14 protein-coding genes are annotated in these 14,591 nt (G+C 46.4%); all 14 read left to right on the plus strand.

Annotation, left to right across the window (positions count from 1 at the left end; all coding sequences use genetic code 11):
• The first annotated feature begins 63 nt into the window (after window positions 1-63).
• The 14 genes from VEHSUH05_RS00350 to VEHSUH05_RS00415 all read left to right on the plus strand — a co-directional run bounded on the left by VEHSUH05_RS00350 (window position 64) and on the right by VEHSUH05_RS00415 (window position 14,455).
• Window positions 64-564 carry a GNAT family N-acetyltransferase gene (locus VEHSUH05_RS00350; protein WP_054674134.1) on the plus strand — a complete coding sequence of 167 codons (501 nt, stop codon included), beginning with the start codon at window positions 64-66 and terminating at the stop codon, window positions 562-564.
• Window positions 565-686: 122 nt separating this feature from the next.
• Complete coding sequence (gene hisJ / locus VEHSUH05_RS00355) at window positions 687-1,550, plus strand: histidinol-phosphatase HisJ (RefSeq protein ID WP_105090383.1); 864 nt, start codon at window positions 687-689, stop codon at window positions 1,548-1,550.
• Window positions 1,551-1,741: 191 nt separating this feature from the next.
• Window positions 1,742-2,248, plus strand: coding sequence for a hypothetical protein (locus VEHSUH05_RS00360; RefSeq protein ID WP_054674132.1), 507 nt, complete (start codon window positions 1,742-1,744; stop codon window positions 2,246-2,248).
• Window positions 2,249-2,482: 234 nt separating this feature from the next.
• Window positions 2,483-4,084 carry an ATP phosphoribosyltransferase gene (hisG, locus tag VEHSUH05_RS00365; RefSeq protein ID WP_105090384.1) on the plus strand — a complete coding sequence of 534 codons (1,602 nt, stop codon included), beginning with the start codon at window positions 2,483-2,485 and terminating at the stop codon, window positions 4,082-4,084.
• A 171-nt stretch (window positions 4,085-4,255) separates the two neighbouring features.
• Window positions 4,256-5,530, plus strand: a complete 1,275-nt coding sequence (gene hisD, locus VEHSUH05_RS00370; RefSeq protein ID WP_105090385.1) for a histidinol dehydrogenase — start codon at window positions 4,256-4,258, stop codon at window positions 5,528-5,530.
• A gap of 137 nt (window positions 5,531-5,667) precedes the next feature.
• A complete protein-coding gene (hisB, locus tag VEHSUH05_RS00375) occupies window positions 5,668-6,258 on the plus strand; it encodes an imidazoleglycerol-phosphate dehydratase HisB (RefSeq protein ID WP_105090386.1) in 591 nt (196 codons plus the stop codon).
• A gap of 39 nt (window positions 6,259-6,297) precedes the next feature.
• Window positions 6,298-7,035 carry a 1-(5-phosphoribosyl)-5-[(5-phosphoribosylamino)methylideneamino]imidazole-4-carboxamide isomerase gene (gene hisA, locus VEHSUH05_RS00380; protein WP_105090387.1) on the plus strand — a complete coding sequence of 246 codons (738 nt, stop codon included), beginning with the start codon at window positions 6,298-6,300 and terminating at the stop codon, window positions 7,033-7,035.
• 175 nt (window positions 7,036-7,210) lie between these two features.
• Window positions 7,211-7,969 (plus strand): imidazole glycerol phosphate synthase subunit HisF, encoded by a 759-nt coding sequence (gene hisF / locus VEHSUH05_RS00385; protein WP_105090388.1) that lies wholly within the window; start codon window positions 7,211-7,213, stop codon window positions 7,967-7,969.
• A 61-nt stretch (window positions 7,970-8,030) separates the two neighbouring features.
• Window positions 8,031-8,345: a phosphoribosyl-AMP cyclohydrolase gene (hisI, locus tag VEHSUH05_RS00390; RefSeq protein WP_105090389.1), complete on the plus strand. Its 315-nt coding sequence runs from the start codon at window positions 8,031-8,033 to the stop codon at window positions 8,343-8,345.
• Window positions 8,346-8,363: 18 nt separating this feature from the next.
• Window positions 8,364-8,690: a phosphoribosyl-ATP diphosphatase gene (gene hisE, locus VEHSUH05_RS00395; RefSeq protein WP_105090390.1), complete on the plus strand. Its 327-nt coding sequence runs from the start codon at window positions 8,364-8,366 to the stop codon at window positions 8,688-8,690.
• 33 nt (window positions 8,691-8,723) lie between these two features.
• Window positions 8,724-9,800, plus strand: coding sequence for a histidinol-phosphate transaminase (gene hisC / locus VEHSUH05_RS00400; RefSeq protein ID WP_105090391.1), 1,077 nt, complete (start codon window positions 8,724-8,726; stop codon window positions 9,798-9,800).
• A 55-nt stretch (window positions 9,801-9,855) separates the two neighbouring features.
• Window positions 9,856-10,470, plus strand: coding sequence for an imidazole glycerol phosphate synthase subunit HisH (gene hisH, locus VEHSUH05_RS00405; RefSeq protein ID WP_105090602.1), 615 nt, complete (start codon window positions 9,856-9,858; stop codon window positions 10,468-10,470).
• A gap of 255 nt (window positions 10,471-10,725) precedes the next feature.
• A complete protein-coding gene (locus VEHSUH05_RS00410) occupies window positions 10,726-12,558 on the plus strand; it encodes a carbon starvation CstA family protein (RefSeq protein ID WP_105090392.1) in 1,833 nt (610 codons plus the stop codon).
• 277 nt (window positions 12,559-12,835) lie between these two features.
• Window positions 12,836-14,455 (plus strand): AsmA family protein, encoded by a 1,620-nt coding sequence (locus VEHSUH05_RS00415; RefSeq protein WP_105090393.1) that lies wholly within the window; start codon window positions 12,836-12,838, stop codon window positions 14,453-14,455.
• Window positions 14,456-14,591 lie beyond the last annotated feature (136 nt).

Raw genomic sequence — 14,591 nt, forward strand, 5'->3', positions numbered from 1 at the left:
TTTTTTGATGTATGGTACACTAAAATAGACTTATTATAAAGATAATAGATTTGGGAGTACCATATGCAGTTAGATATCCGGTTAGCCTGTCCTGAAGACATTCGGGCTTGTTTAGATATTTATAATTACGAAGTCCTGAACGGCGTGGCTACACTTGACCTGGAACCGCGCACGTTAGCGGAGTGGCACGAATGGTTTGCAGAACACAATCGTGATGAGCATCATCCGATTATTGTAGGAACCGTTGATGATGTTGTGGCCGGCTATGCGTCGCTTTCACCATATCGAGCTAAAGAGGCCTATAAAAGTACCGTGGAACTGTCCATTTATATTCATCAGGATTATCGCGGAAAAGGTATAGCAACGAAATTGATGAGTCATATTTTGGATATGGCCAAGGATGATGAAAGCTTACACAATGTGGTGTCCGTGATTACGGCCGGCAATGAAGGCAGTACTAAACTGCACGAGCGTTTCGGATTTACCTATTGCGGACTGACGCCGCAGGTGGGATTTAAAAATGGTGTGTATCAGGATACCGAAACATACTCATTATTGGTATAATAAAAGCTGGAAGAGAATTAAGCTGTTGAGTGAACTGTAATTTTATAATATATGCAAAGATATGCAAAGGGATAGATTATCTATAAGGGTTCGCCGTGGGGTAAGGCGAATAGGGTGATAGAATGAATATGAAATATGAACGGCAGTTCGTGGGATACAGCACATATCGCAGCCGTCTCGTCGATGGTCATGTACATACGGAACTATGTCCGCACGGCAGCGGGGATCGGACAGCGATGATGCTTGAAAAGGCCATCGAATTGCGCATTGAAAAGGTATGTCTTACGGAACATGCTCCGTTGCCTGTGGGGTTTGCGTCGGAATACGGCGGTGATATGATGGCCCTCGAAACGGCTTCCTTAAAATTGAATCAAGTAGATGCCTACCTTGAATTGGGGCGTCAGTTACAACGGGCGTACGGTACGCATATTGATATTTCACTGGGCTTTGAAGTGGATTACATTCCGGGATATGAAGCGGATATTCAGGAGTTCTTAGATCGCTATGGTCCGTTGACGGAGGAGAATATTCTATCCGTGCATTTTATGGAAGGCGTGGACAACGCTTTTTATTGCATTGACTACAGCCCTGAAGAATTTGAACGAGGTTTCGGTCCGTGGATACAAAAGCAGTTTGATTTGTATTATAAATATTTCGCCACCGTACACCAGGCTGTGCGTGCCGATCTCGGCGAATACACGCCGAAGCGAATCGGCCATTTTGATTTAATCAAGAAATACCAACATCATTTTGGTTTTGAGCATCATTTTGATCGCCGTAACGCTCAAATGGTGAGCGATATCCTACATATCATGCGCGTTCAGGGCCGTGAACTGGACTATAACATGAGCGGTTTCTTCAAGCCGGACTGTCAGGAAATGTATCCGAGTCGATTTATACAGGGCATGGCTGCCGTTATCGGCGTACCGTTCGTGTTGGGATCCGATGCACATAGTGTTAAAGATATAGAGCGCGTATGGGGGTAACAGCGTTATTGCTTTTAGATGGCTTAATTATGTTACTGTTACATTGTTAAAAGAGTCACCTATACTTTTTCACTCCATGACGAGTCAAGTCGTTCATCAGGATAGGCGACTCTTTTTAAAATTCTGGCAGTAAAAAAGTCCATCAAAAAGTAATAATCTGTTAAGAGCGTAAGAAAAAAGGAGCTTATCTGGTGAAAGATATATTTACTGTTATAGATACATTACCTGATCTTGAGGATGCTGAGTTATATGATTACTTGCTTGGTAATTCGTATTATATATCCGGCGAATATGAAAAAATAAATGATTGGTTTAAAACTTTAATATGTCGTAGGCAATGGGATGCATTTATTGCACTTCGATACTATAAATATCTGTTGTTCGGCGGGTGGGAGTATGAATGTATAATTCTTAGAAATCTATTGTTACAAGGAAATCTTACGTTAGCATCAGAATTTTGTTTAGATACTCGTTTAAAGGTTGATGGAATGGATAACTTTAGAGATAACGCCGTTTGGAGAGGTATTGATTATGATGACTCGTCTGTTCCTGAAAGTCAGACGGATTGGGATTTACGATATGATCGAGATAATCACTTATTCGAACCGGAATCTGAAGTCTCAATAGATTTTGTAAATACAGAGTTTAAAATGGGAAAGCAGCATTGGGCTGTAATTAAAGTTAATAAATTTCAGTAATCAGTAAAGAGTATATATAAAATATATGAAGTTTTCACGGTTCTATTGACATATTAGTAGAACCGTTATATTATGATTTCATACTTTAATAAGATAAAGCAATAAAATAGAAAAATATCTATATAGGTAATTTATTTCTCCTAGTGAAATTCAATTTTAAACAAATAGCGGATTGGATAGTGCTTTCATAGAGAAAAGAATTATATAGATTGAGCTATGGAAAGGATGGTAACGATGGTACAGCAGCAATTGCCTACGGGGTTTCGCGATGATGTAGGGGTATTGGCGGAACGCAAGGATGATATGGGCCGCTATGTGCTGGATCTGTGTCGGAATCGTGGATACACGAAAATTTCGACGCCTCTCATGGAGTACAAGGACGTGTTTCAAGGGTATGCCATGGGGCGTCAACATATGTACGAGTTCCTCGACGGTACGGCTAAGTCCATTGTGGTTCGTCCTGATCTGACCATGCCTATCGGCCGTTTTCTGGCGACGACAAATATCGAGCTGCCGCGTAAATTCTATTATCTCGGTGATGTGCTGGGGCGTACCGAGAAGCATCGCGGTGGCATTAATCAGGTGACGCAGGGCGGAATCGAACTCGTCGGTTATGAGTCGATGGCGGCTGAACAGGAATGTATCGATCTCATCAAGGAGGTCAATCAGATACAGCTGAAAGGCGCATTGCAACTTGAGCTGGGGGATGCGCGTTTTGCGTTTGCTATTACTGACGCCTTGGGGCTCAGCGATGATGAACGAACACCTTTACTGGATGCGTTATTCGCGAAAAATCTTCCTCTTTATGAAAGTATCATCGAGGTTTACGAAAATAGTGCACTGTATCCGTTCCTTGCGGTGTGGCCGCGTTTGTTCGGGACCATTGATGAAGTGTTATCCGAATTGGCCGGTGTAATTTTACCGGCCCCTGCACAGCGATTGTGGGACGCATTGATGGATTTCGGTCAATCCGTTGAGGCTGACGGACAAGCGGTACGTATCGACTTATCAAATCAGCCGCCTCAATCCTACTATACGGGACTTACCTTCAGAGGCTTTGTGGACGGTGTGTCTCAATATATCGTCAGCGGCGGTCGTTATGATAATCTGCTAAATAACTTTGATGGTAATCCCGTGCATGCGGTGGGGATGGCTTTCAATATCGATGTTCTTACCGACGTGAGCGCCTCGGTTACATCTGCCGTGACGAGTGGAGCCGGAAAGCTTCGCATCGCTCTCACGAAGGGCCGCGTAGAGGAACAGGCTGTTCCGTTGCTGGAAGCATGCGGTATCGATTGTGAACCGCTCCGGAATAAAGCCCGTAAGCTCATCATTCCGCTCGGAGATGAGCTGGAGATTATTTTAGTGAAAGGCGGAGATGTGACGACATATCTGAATAATGGGGTCGTAGATATCGGTATCGTCGGCAGTGATGTGCTGGATGAGCAGGAACAGACGAGTTATCAATTATTAGATCTTAAGACGGGGCAATGTCAATTTATCCTGGCATCGCTTGGCGGATACAATCCGAAAGAGGGTCGTCGTCAGCGTATCGGCACGAAGTATCCCGTAGTGACGAAACAGTATTTCGGAGCCCAAGATGTGGAAATCATCAAGATTGAAGGCTCCGTAGAGCTGGCGCCTCTTGTAGGATTGGCGGATGCCATCGTGGATATTACGGAAACCGGTACGACTTTGCGTGAGAATAATTTGAAAATCTTTGACCGGTTGCAGCACATTTCAACACGGCTTGTGGCGAATCCGCTGGCATTGAAGCAAAAACGGAACATCATTTTTAAGTTGATAGATCAACTGTCTGAGGAGATTAATCAATAGTAGTGATAATGAGCAATAGTATTTGTGTCGGTATATCGTGAAAAACTTGAATCGATATGATATGCCATTTGAGTCGGTGTTATGTGAAATAATATTTAAATAGGTGTTACGTGAAATAATACTTAAGTAGGTATAGTTTAAAACAACACTCAAACGGAAAGAAGGATGGAAATGAAAATTTACAAGGAATCGCTGGACTCGATGCTTTCTATCGTGCGCAATTATACGCAGCAGACGACAGATATGGAAATCGAGCGGCGCGTGTATGATATTATCAGCGATGTGCGCATGAACGGAGATGCGGCGTTGCGTTCCTACTCGGAAAAATTTGACGGCGTCAGTATTGATACTTTCAGAGTCCCTCAGGCGGATATCGATGCGGCGTATGAATCATTGCCGAATGATCTCAAGGAGGCCTTTTTCAAGGCAAAGGAAAACATCACGGAATTTCACAGTCGTGAGATTGAACAAGGGTTCGTGGACCTGGATACGCCGGGCATTATTCGCGGTCAAAATGTGATTCCTTTGGCGCGCGTCGGTCTGTACGTGCCTGGCGGTACGGCGGCATATCCGTCGACGATTATGATGACGGCATTGCCGGCGAAGATTGCGGGCGTTAAGGAAATCATTATGGTGACGCCGCCTCAAAAGGATGGCATCAATCCGGCCGTGCTGGGTACTGCCAAAATAGCCGGCGTCGATGCGGTGTATCAGGTGGGCGGCGCCCAAGGTGTGGCGGCCCTCGCATACGGTACGGAATCAATTCCGAAGGTTGATAAAATCGTAGGCCCCGGCAATATTTACGTGGCTACCGCAAAGCGTCAGGTTTTCGGTCAGGTCGATATCGATATGATCGCCGGCCCCAGTGAAATCGGTATTATTGCGGATGACAGTGCTAATCCGGTGCATCTTGCGGCGGACCTTTTGTCGCAGGCGGAGCACGATGCGCGGGCTCGGGCTATCATGGTGACCACCAGTGAAAGCTTGGCGAATGCCGTGTCGGATGAGGTGGAACGTCAACTTAAGACGTTACCTCGTGAAAGCATCGCGCGTCCCGCGATTGAAAACAACAGCTATATTGCGGTGCTGAATTCTGTGGAGGATATGTTTACGGTCATGAATGAAGTGGCGCCGGAGCATTTGGAAATTCAGCTGCCGGATCCGATGAGTTATATGAGTCTGGTTCAGAACGCAGGCTCCGTATTTCTCGGTGCATATGCATCCGAGCCGTTAGGGGACTATGTGGGCGGTACGAACCATGTGCTCCCTACCAGCGGTACGGCGCGGTTCTCGTCTCCGTTAGGGGTATATGATTTTGTGAAACGCACATCTTTCACTCAATTTACGAAGGAACGATTACAGGAAGTGTCGAAACACATTATCACCTTGGCGCGTACCGAAGGCCTTGAGGCTCATGCGCGCGCTATCGAAGTGAGATTTGAGTAATTGCGGAAAAATCGCATTAAGGCAAATTGGCATAGTTCATAGCGCTTGTCATTAAGGCGGTTTCGAGCAATTCAAGAAATATGTTTAAACGGAATTTGCCGATTGTTATGTGAAAGATTAATTATTGAGAGGATATCATGATACGAACAGGAACGGTGCAGCGCAGGACTGCAGAAACGGATATTATTGTGGAGCTTGCCCTCGACGGCAATCAGGCGAGCAGTATTTCGACGGGCATCGGCTTTTTTGATCATATGCTGACACTCTTTGCGAAACATGGTCGCTTCGGGCTCGTTGTGAAAGCGAACGGCGACACATATGTTGATGCGCATCACACTGTTGAGGATGTGGGGCTTGCCTTGGGGCAGGCCTTGGTGAAAGTCTTGGGTGACAAGGTCGGCATCGAGCGTTACGGTGATGCGTGGGTACCTATGGATGAGGCTTTGACACAGGTTGTCGTTGATTTAAGCGGCCGGCCTTACCTCGTATTTCAAGGTGAATGGAGTACGCCCGTGCTGGGCGGGAACTTTGAAACGGAGTTGGTGGAGGACTTCTTTCAAGCTTTCGCCATGAGCGGCGCCATGAATTTACATGTGCGAAATCTTTACGGTCGCAATACTCATCACATTATTGAGAGTATGTTTAAAGCGACAGGACGTGCTTTGCGTAAGGCGGTAACTATCAATCTTGATATTGTCGGTGTTAATTCAACAAAAGGTACCATATAAAAACGTATTAATTTATTTTATATAAGAATAGAGGTCATTATGATTTTTCCGGCAATCGATTTGCAAAATGGCCGCAGTGTGCGCCTTTATAAGGGGGACTTTGCCCAAGAGACGGTTATTAATCCCGATCCGGTGGTGCAGGCTAAAGCGTATGAAGCCTCAGGTGTAGGGGCCCTGCATCTGGTGGATTTGGACGGCGCCAAGGCGGGTAAGCCCGTTAACGTGGATGTGGTGAAAGCAGTGCGTTCAGCTTTCACCGGCATTTTGGAGATAGGTGGCGGCATTCGCGATGAAGCGGCGGTGGATGCATATCTCTCGATAGGGGTAAATCGCATTATTTTAGGCTCCGTGGCGCTGAAAAATCCGGAATTTACGAAGCGAATGTTGAAAAAATACGGCGCTGAGCGCATCGTTATTGGCGTGGACGGCAAAAACGGAAAGGTTGCCGCCGAGGGTTGGCTCGATCAGTCGGACGTGGGAATGTCTGATCTTATCGAAATCATGGCTGAAGCCGGCGCGAAGTATTTTATCGTTACCGACGTGGATAGAGACGGTACGATGGAAGGAGCCAACGAAGACCTGTTGGGAGACTTACAGGCGAAGTTTCCGTCGGTGCGCATCATCGCATCCGGCGGTATTCGGAATATGACGGATATTGAGGCTTTGGAGGCGCGAGGTATCATGGATAGTGTCGTAGGTAAAGCGATTTACGAAGGGACAATTACGCTGGAGGCTATTGCGGAACGAAATCGATGCAGTGAATTGAATAGAAAATAAACGTCGTAATCAAAGATAGTAAATCGATGTGCCGAATAGCCGTAATGAATAGATGTAGCGAATAGCCGTAGTGATATAGATATAGTAAATCTATTGAATAGATGTTATAAATATAGCGAATAAGCGTAGAGAATAGACATAATAACTCGATGTATGCTCGATAGAAAGGAAAGGTATGTTAGCAAAACGGATTATACCCTGTCTCGATGTGGATGACGGGCGCGTGAAAAAGGGTGTTAACTTTGTGAACCTTGTAGATGTGGGCAGTCCGGTGGGTATTGCGGCCTCTTATGAACAACAGCAGGCTGATGAACTTGTGTTTTTGGACATTACGGCTACCGTTGATGCCCGGACGACCATGCGCGACGTTGTGCAGGATATTTCCGCAAAGGTTTTCATGCCCCTTACCGTGGGCGGAGGCATCAAGAGCGTTGAGGATATGACTGCTTTGCTGAAAGCCGGTGCCGATAAGGTATCCTTAAATTCGGCGGCGTTGGCTAATCCGCAGCTTATCAGCGAGGGTGCTCAAAAATTCGGTAATCAATGCATGGTAGTGGCTATTGACGTGAAAACCGATGAAGACACGGGCGAATGGTATGTATATACTCACGGGGGTCGTAATCGAACAGAGAAGAAGGCTCTTGAATGGGCAAAGGAAGCGGTATCGCGCGGTGCCGGTGAATTGTTGGTGACCAGCATGGATAAGGACGGCACAAAGTCGGGTTTTGATATTGCGTTATATAAGGCCATCGAATCGGTTGTGGATGTGCCGATTATCGCATCCGGCGGTGCCGGAACGGTACAGGACTTCGTGGATCTCTTTGAACAGACCGGTGTGACGGGGGCTCTGGCGGCATCCATATTTCATTTCGGGGAGATCAAAATACCGGAACTCAAGGCGGAACTGAGAAAATGTGGTATTTCCGTACGGTAAATTTTAAAGTGCATACTAACAAATGCTGTTTTCATAGCAGACATTTCAAGAGGAGGGTTTTATGAAACCTGATTTTGATAAAGGTAACGGCCTTTTGCCGACGGTTGTGCAGGATATTCGTACGAAGGAAGTTCTCATGGTGGCGTGGATGAATGAAGAAAGCTTTCACAAGACCCTGGAAACGAAGGAAACGTGGTTCTGGTCTAGGTCGCGGCAGGAGCTGTGGCACAAGGGCGGTACGAGCGGTCATGTGCAGCGCGTCGTGAAGATGGACCTCGATTGTGACGGGGATACGCTGCTCGTGCAGGTGGAACCGCAAGGGCCGGCCTGTCATACGGGGCGAATCAGTTGTTTCTTTAATGATATTGAGTTGTAGAAAGCGTGGATGATATAGATGGCACGGCAGACATTGAGCGAATTATACGAGATTATCAGGCGGCGTAAAGCGGAGCCGAAGGAAGGGTCCTATACGAATTATCTCTTTGATAAGGGGCTCGACAAGATTTTGAAAAAGGTAGGCGAAGAGGCGACAGAGGTTGTCATCGCCGCGAAGAACGAAAATCCGCAGGAGCTCATCTATGAAACGGCTGACGTATTGTATCACTTGTTGGTGCTGTTGGTGGAAAAAGAGATTCCTTACGAGGCGATTGAAGCCGAATTGGCGAGCCGCGAAGGGGTTGTGAGCAAGACCACGGATCGGCCGGAGATTACGAATTTATAAAATCGGCAGAAGCGGTGTCGGAAAGGACAGATTATGAAAGAGATTATTCGTACATTACAACCATATGTGCCGGAAGAGCCGGCGCAAGCGGTTAAAAGTCGCCTCGGGGTGGATCGTCTGGTGCGACTGTCGGCGAATGAAAATCCTTACGGTACATCTCCGGAGGTGCGCGAAGCGATTTTGTCCTATGTGACGCATAATGATGCGAACTACTATCCGGACGGCAATGCGACGCCCTTGCGGACGAAGCTGGCGGAGTATTGGCAGGTTAAGCCGGAGCAGCTGGTCATCGGTGTCGGCCTCGATGAGGTCATCGCCATGGTCAACAAGACATTGATTAATGCGGGGGACTCCGTCGTGGTCAGCACGCCGGCTTTTTCGGAATACGCCTTGAACGGTCTTGTGGAAGGCGCCGAAATCCGTGAGGTGCCCGCTGATTTTGAAACGGGGCATTATGATTTCTCGTCCCTCGTGAAAGCGGTGGATCATACGACACGTCTCGTCTGGATCTGTAATCCTAATAATCCGACGGGAACGTATGAAGCGGTGGAAGATATTCGGCGATTTGTGGAAAATATACCGACAGATACGCTGGTTATCATCGACGAAGCGTATATCGACTTTGTCACGTCCGTAGCGGTGCCGACGGCACGGGCTCTGCTTGATGAGTTTCCCAATGTAGCGATTATGCGCACTTTTTCAAAGGCCTACGGACTTGCAAACTATCGCGTAGGCTATATGATGGCGCCCGTGGAACTGGCTAATTACATCCAGACCATTCGCCTGCCGTATAACCTCAACACATTATCTCAGGTGGCGGCGGAGGCGGCTTTGGCAGATCAGGAATTTTTAGCGCGTACGGTATCTCAAAATGCGGCGGAACGGGATATATGGGAATCGCTCTTTGATGAACTGCGGATTCACTATTATAAAAGCGAAGCGAATTTTATCTTCTTTACCGTACCTGATGCGGACGGCTTAGCCGATGTATGGCTTTCGGCGGGGTATCAGGTGCGCCGGGGTCAGCGCCCGAATTGGTTGCGTCTCACCATCCCGGCCGCGCAGGACGGAGATAGAATGCGGGCTATTTTGCGCGAGTATGTAGCATAAATAGAAATGTAGTATAAATGAGTATATAACGGTGGGCATCGGAAAGGAACACACCATGATTGCCATAATTGATTATGATGCGGGAAATACATTCAACGTTCAAAAGGCGTTGGCCTATATCGGGCTTGATGCGGTATTGACGGCCGATGCCGATACAATCGTACAGGCGGACGGCGTCATTCTGCCCGGCGTGGGCGCTTATGCGGCGGCCATGACCGTGTTGAAGGAACGAGGCCTTGTTGAGCCGCTTTTAGAGGTGGTAAAACAAAATATTCCTCTTCTCGGTATCTGTCTCGGCATGCAGCTATTGTTTGACGAATCCGAGGAATACGGACCTGCGCCGGGGCTTGGAATCATTCCGGGCGTTGTGAAAGCGATCCCTAGAGATATGGGGCTTCGCGTTCCTCATATGGGATGGAATCAGAATACTGTGCATCATCGGGAAAGTGTTTTCAGCGGCATCGATGGAGAATATACGTATTTTGTCCATTCATACTATGTGGATACCGATTCGAAATATATTACGTCTACCGCTGATTACGGCATGGCCGTGCCGGGGATTGTCGAGTGCGGTTCGGTATACGGTATGCAATTTCATCCGGAGAAGAGCGGAGCCGTAGGACTTGATTTACTCCGCACATTTGGTAACATTACGAAGTTGATACAATAGAATGTATAGTGACAGATATAACCAGTTAAGCGTTAAGAAAAAGGCATTTTCCCGAAACGGGAGAATGCCTTTTATAATGCGTTTTTATCATAGCAAACTTTCAAAATGAGAAATCAATTATTGACACATTTCTGATTAGTTATACAATTAACTTGTAAGTACAAAAGTATAGAGAGCCATAGTGGCATGGTAAAAATAGTTTTATTTGTTATATTCATATGTGCACCATGTCACGGGACAATTGGAGGTGTTTATATGGTTATGAATGGTATTTACTTAGTTATAGCCTCCGCGTGTATTCTAATTTTAGCGTACCGCTTTTATGGGGCTTTCATAGCGGCGAAGGTGCTCACCTTGGACCAGTATCGTCCGACGCCGGCTATGGTTCACAACGATGGTCACGATTATGTACCGACCAATAAATGGGTTACATTCGGTCATCACTTTGCGGCTATCGCCGGTGCAGGTCCTCTCGTAGGTCCTGTTATCGCAGCTCAGTTCGGGTATTTACCGGGCGCCTTATGGATCCTGATCGGTTCCGTTGTGGCCGGTGCCGTACACGACATGGTTATTCTCTTCGCATCCGTTCGTTACGACGGCAAGTCTATTGCGGATATTGCGCGCGAAGAAATCAGCAAATGGGCCGGATTCGGTGCCATGCTTGCCACATTGTTCCTGTTGATTATCACCCTTGCGGGGATGGCCGTAGTGGTGGCTAATGCGTTGCATAACTCCCCTTGGGGCTTCTTCTCCGTATTCGCTACGATTCCGATTGCTATTTTTATCGGCATTTATTTGAAATGGTTGCGTCCCGGTAAAATTCAGGAAGCCACCGTTATCGGTGTGGCTTTGATCTTTGCGGCTATTATTTATGGTCCGAACGTGGCTGCCAGCGAATATGCGCATTGGTTTACCTATGATTTACAGACCATTGAAATCATGCTTGCTATTTACGGTTTTTTTGCAGCCGCACTTCCTGTATGGCTCTTGTTAGCACCTCGTGATTATTTATCTACATATCTTAAAATCGGTACTATCGGTGCATTGGCACTCGGTATTATCATCGTAATGCCTGAAATTCAGATGCCGGCCATCACTCCTTATATCTATGGCGGCGGTCCTGTGTTGAAAGGTTCCGTATTCCCTTATATTTTCATTACTATCGCCTGCGGTGCGTTATCCGGGTTCCATACTGTTATCGCTACCGGTACAACACCTAAGATGCTTACTAATGAACGGGAAATTTTGCCTATCGGTTACGGTGCCATGTTGACGGAAGCATTCATCGCCATGATGGCTTTGATTGCGGCGACTGCATTGCATCCTGATGATTATTTCGCAATTAACTCCACTGTGGAATCCTTTAAGGCGTTAGGCCTTCAGGTTCATGAATTGCCTAAATTGTCTGCAATGGTCGGCGAAGACTTGATGCATCGTCCTGGCGGTGCCGTATCCCTTGCTGTAGGGATGGCTCACATCTTCTCCAAATTACCTAACATGGATCATTTGATGGGCTATTGGTATCACTTCTGTATCATGTTTGAAGCTTTGTTCATCATGACATTGATCGATGCCGGTACACGTGTAGGTCGTTATTTACTTCAAGAACTGCTCGGTCATTTCTACCATAAATTCAACGATCAGCATTGGGCTCCCGGCGTGTACGGATGTGCTGCTTTGATTTGCGTATTGTGGGGTTACCTCGTATTGCAGGGGAACATTGGTATCATTTGGCCTCTATTCGGTGTATCCAACCAATTGCTGGGCACCATGACATTGGCCGTAGGGACTACCGTTATTATGCGTCTCGGTCACAAGCGGTATGCATGGGTAACAGGTATTCCTTGTGTATTGATGGCTATCGTCGCTATTACGGCCGACTTTGAAAACGTATTCAACAGTTATATTCCCGCGGGCAAATGGATTCTAGTGGCATTCAGTGCAGCTATGTTCCTTATGATCCTCATCGTATTGGTTGAGGCTGTTCGCAGCTGGATTCGCTTATCCGGTATTCCTCAAGACTATCGCACTCAGGCTGAAATTGAGGCTGAAAGTCTTGTAAAATACGGCAAAGAAGCAAAAGCATAATAATTGAAAATTTAAATAAAAAGACGAGGTCTGACCTCGTCTTTTCTTTTCCCTCAGTAATGTTTCATAGTCTCATTATTAACAGGTGCCGGGATAACAGTTTATTTTGATTGGACACCTTTAGCTGATGTTATGAACAGGAGTGCCTATACCGGATAAGCGACTCAGCTTGCTTTGGAGCGCAGAAGGTATAGGCACTCCTGTTCAATATAAATGTAGTAATATAGCGAGACGAATCAAAATAAAACTTATACTTTCAACGTGCTATAATAGGGCTATGAAACATTACATGCGTTCCTATTGGATAAAATATAAACAATTGTATAAGAAAGGAATCAAGGGGATTATCTTATTCCTTGCCATCGGCGGGATTGTATTTTTTATCCTCGCGACGATTGCCAGTCGTGGTATGGGCGTTATTTTCAACGAGGTTATGGCTCGACAGACCATCATGCGCGGTACGGTTACGGTTGAAAGCTTATCCGCCACGCCGTGGGGAACGTTGTCCTTTACAGAGCTTGTCTGGAAGGATCCGGAAGGCCATGAACTGCTCAATGCACCGAGCGGTAAGATTCGCGTTAATATGTGGGATATCGTAACTCGAAATTTTAAGGCCTCCGCGGTGCGTGAAATCCTGTTGGAGGATGCGGTGGTCGTTATTGATCTGGATGACAATAACCGTGTGGATTTTGTGCCTATGTCGCCGGATGTTACAAAACCTCTCAATGAGGTGGAACCGCGACCGAAAGCGCCGAAGAAAACGACGCAGGAACGGCAGGAGGAATTGGGTAAACGCGTCCGCAATTTTAATTGGCAGGGACAACATCTGGATGTGAAAATTGAGCTGCGCCATAATCAGCTGGAAATCTTTCAAAAAAACAGGCATTATGTGATGAAGGATGTAAATGCGAAAATTGACCTCGATAGCCATCGTGCTATGCGCATCGATTTGGAGACCGGCAAATTCGGCGGAACTGCTATCGGCGACGGACTCGTCATGAAAGGTCGTATCGATTTGAAGGATGTGTTGAAACATCGCATGCCGCAACTGAATCTGCAGCTCGATATCAAGGGTGTGGATCCCGCATCCCTCGGGTTCGGTGATAATATTCATGATGCGATGACCTTGCTCACAAAGGTGACGGGAGATTTAAATCGTCCTTATGCAAAGGGGCGCGTCACGATGCCGGTGTTGCATATTCCTGCACTTACCTTTGAAACTGTTGTAGGGGATGTGACCTATCAAGACGGAAATTTAAATTTTGAAAATGTCAGCGCCAATGTGTATGGCGGCAAATTACAGGCGAAGGGCATATATAATCTCGATACCCGCGCCTATACCATTACGGGAACCGCGACGGATCTCGATAGCAGTATAGCCTTAAAAACGCCGGAGTTCGACGTTCCCGTATCGGCGAATTTGAACTTTAAAAGTGAAGGTAAGCCGCGAGATATGGAGGTGTGGGGGAATTTCTGGTCCGGCGAGGGCCATTATGTATTGATACCGATTAAGAGCATTACGGGAAACTTTCACAATAAGGGGCGTCATTTATCCTTTAGTGATGTGAAAGTTAACACGAATGTCACCACAATTTCGACGGATGCCTTGCGTATCGATAATGGGGAGCTCACACTGGGACCATTGAATATCACCTCTCATGGGGGCAGTAATTTCTTTATTTATGATGAAGATGAAATCGATAAGATGGATGCCAATATGGACCGGATTAAGAGCGGCATGGGGCAAGCCGGCGAAAATATGAAGCGCGCCTCCGAATCTGCAAAGGGTCTTGATAAGTCGGGCCTCACACCGCCGCCGGACATGAAGGAATCCGTGAAGGATTTAAAACGGGGGATAGATGATTTTAAAGAATCTGTTAATAGAAATCGTCATTAAAATAAGTGTATGAATATAGGGATGACGTTGTATTAGATGTTTTTAGCTTGGTAGAGTTGTGATAATATATAGTATATGACTATTATTTCTGTATATTTATATTTATTAATTAGCTGCAATGGACAAAAGGAGTGGT

This window comes from Veillonella denticariosi JCM 15641, assembly GCF_002959855.1.
GTDB lineage: Bacteria > Bacillota > Negativicutes > Veillonellales > Veillonellaceae > Veillonella > Veillonella denticariosi.

Bases quoted from the DNA above. Each gene is read 5' to 3' on its own strand.
- hisH (WP_105090602.1), top strand. From the start codon at position 9,856: ATGATTGCCATAATTGATTATGATGCGGGAAATACATTCAACGTTCAA.
- VEHSUH05_RS00410 (WP_105090392.1), top strand. From the start codon at position 10,726: ATGGTTATGAATGGTATTTACTTAGTTATAGCCTCCGCGTGTATTCTA.
- hisA (WP_105090387.1), top strand. From the start codon at position 6,298: ATGATTTTTCCGGCAATCGATTTGCAAAATGGCCGCAGTGTGCGCCTT.
- hisI (WP_105090389.1), top strand. From the start codon at position 8,031: ATGAAACCTGATTTTGATAAAGGTAACGGCCTTTTGCCGACGGTTGTG.
- VEHSUH05_RS00350 (WP_054674134.1), top strand. From the start codon at position 64: ATGCAGTTAGATATCCGGTTAGCCTGTCCTGAAGACATTCGGGCTTGT.
- hisE (WP_105090390.1), top strand. From the start codon at position 8,364: ATGGCACGGCAGACATTGAGCGAATTATACGAGATTATCAGGCGGCGT.
- hisJ (WP_105090383.1), top strand. From the start codon at position 687: ATGAATATGAAATATGAACGGCAGTTCGTGGGATACAGCACATATCGC.
- hisG (WP_105090384.1), top strand. From the start codon at position 2,483: ATGGTACAGCAGCAATTGCCTACGGGGTTTCGCGATGATGTAGGGGTA.
- hisD (WP_105090385.1), top strand. From the start codon at position 4,256: ATGAAAATTTACAAGGAATCGCTGGACTCGATGCTTTCTATCGTGCGC.
- hisB (WP_105090386.1), top strand. From the start codon at position 5,668: ATGATACGAACAGGAACGGTGCAGCGCAGGACTGCAGAAACGGATATT.
- VEHSUH05_RS00415 (WP_105090393.1), top strand. From the start codon at position 12,836: ATGAAACATTACATGCGTTCCTATTGGATAAAATATAAACAATTGTAT.
- hisC (WP_105090391.1), top strand. From the start codon at position 8,724: ATGAAAGAGATTATTCGTACATTACAACCATATGTGCCGGAAGAGCCG.
- hisF (WP_105090388.1), top strand. From the start codon at position 7,211: ATGTTAGCAAAACGGATTATACCCTGTCTCGATGTGGATGACGGGCGC.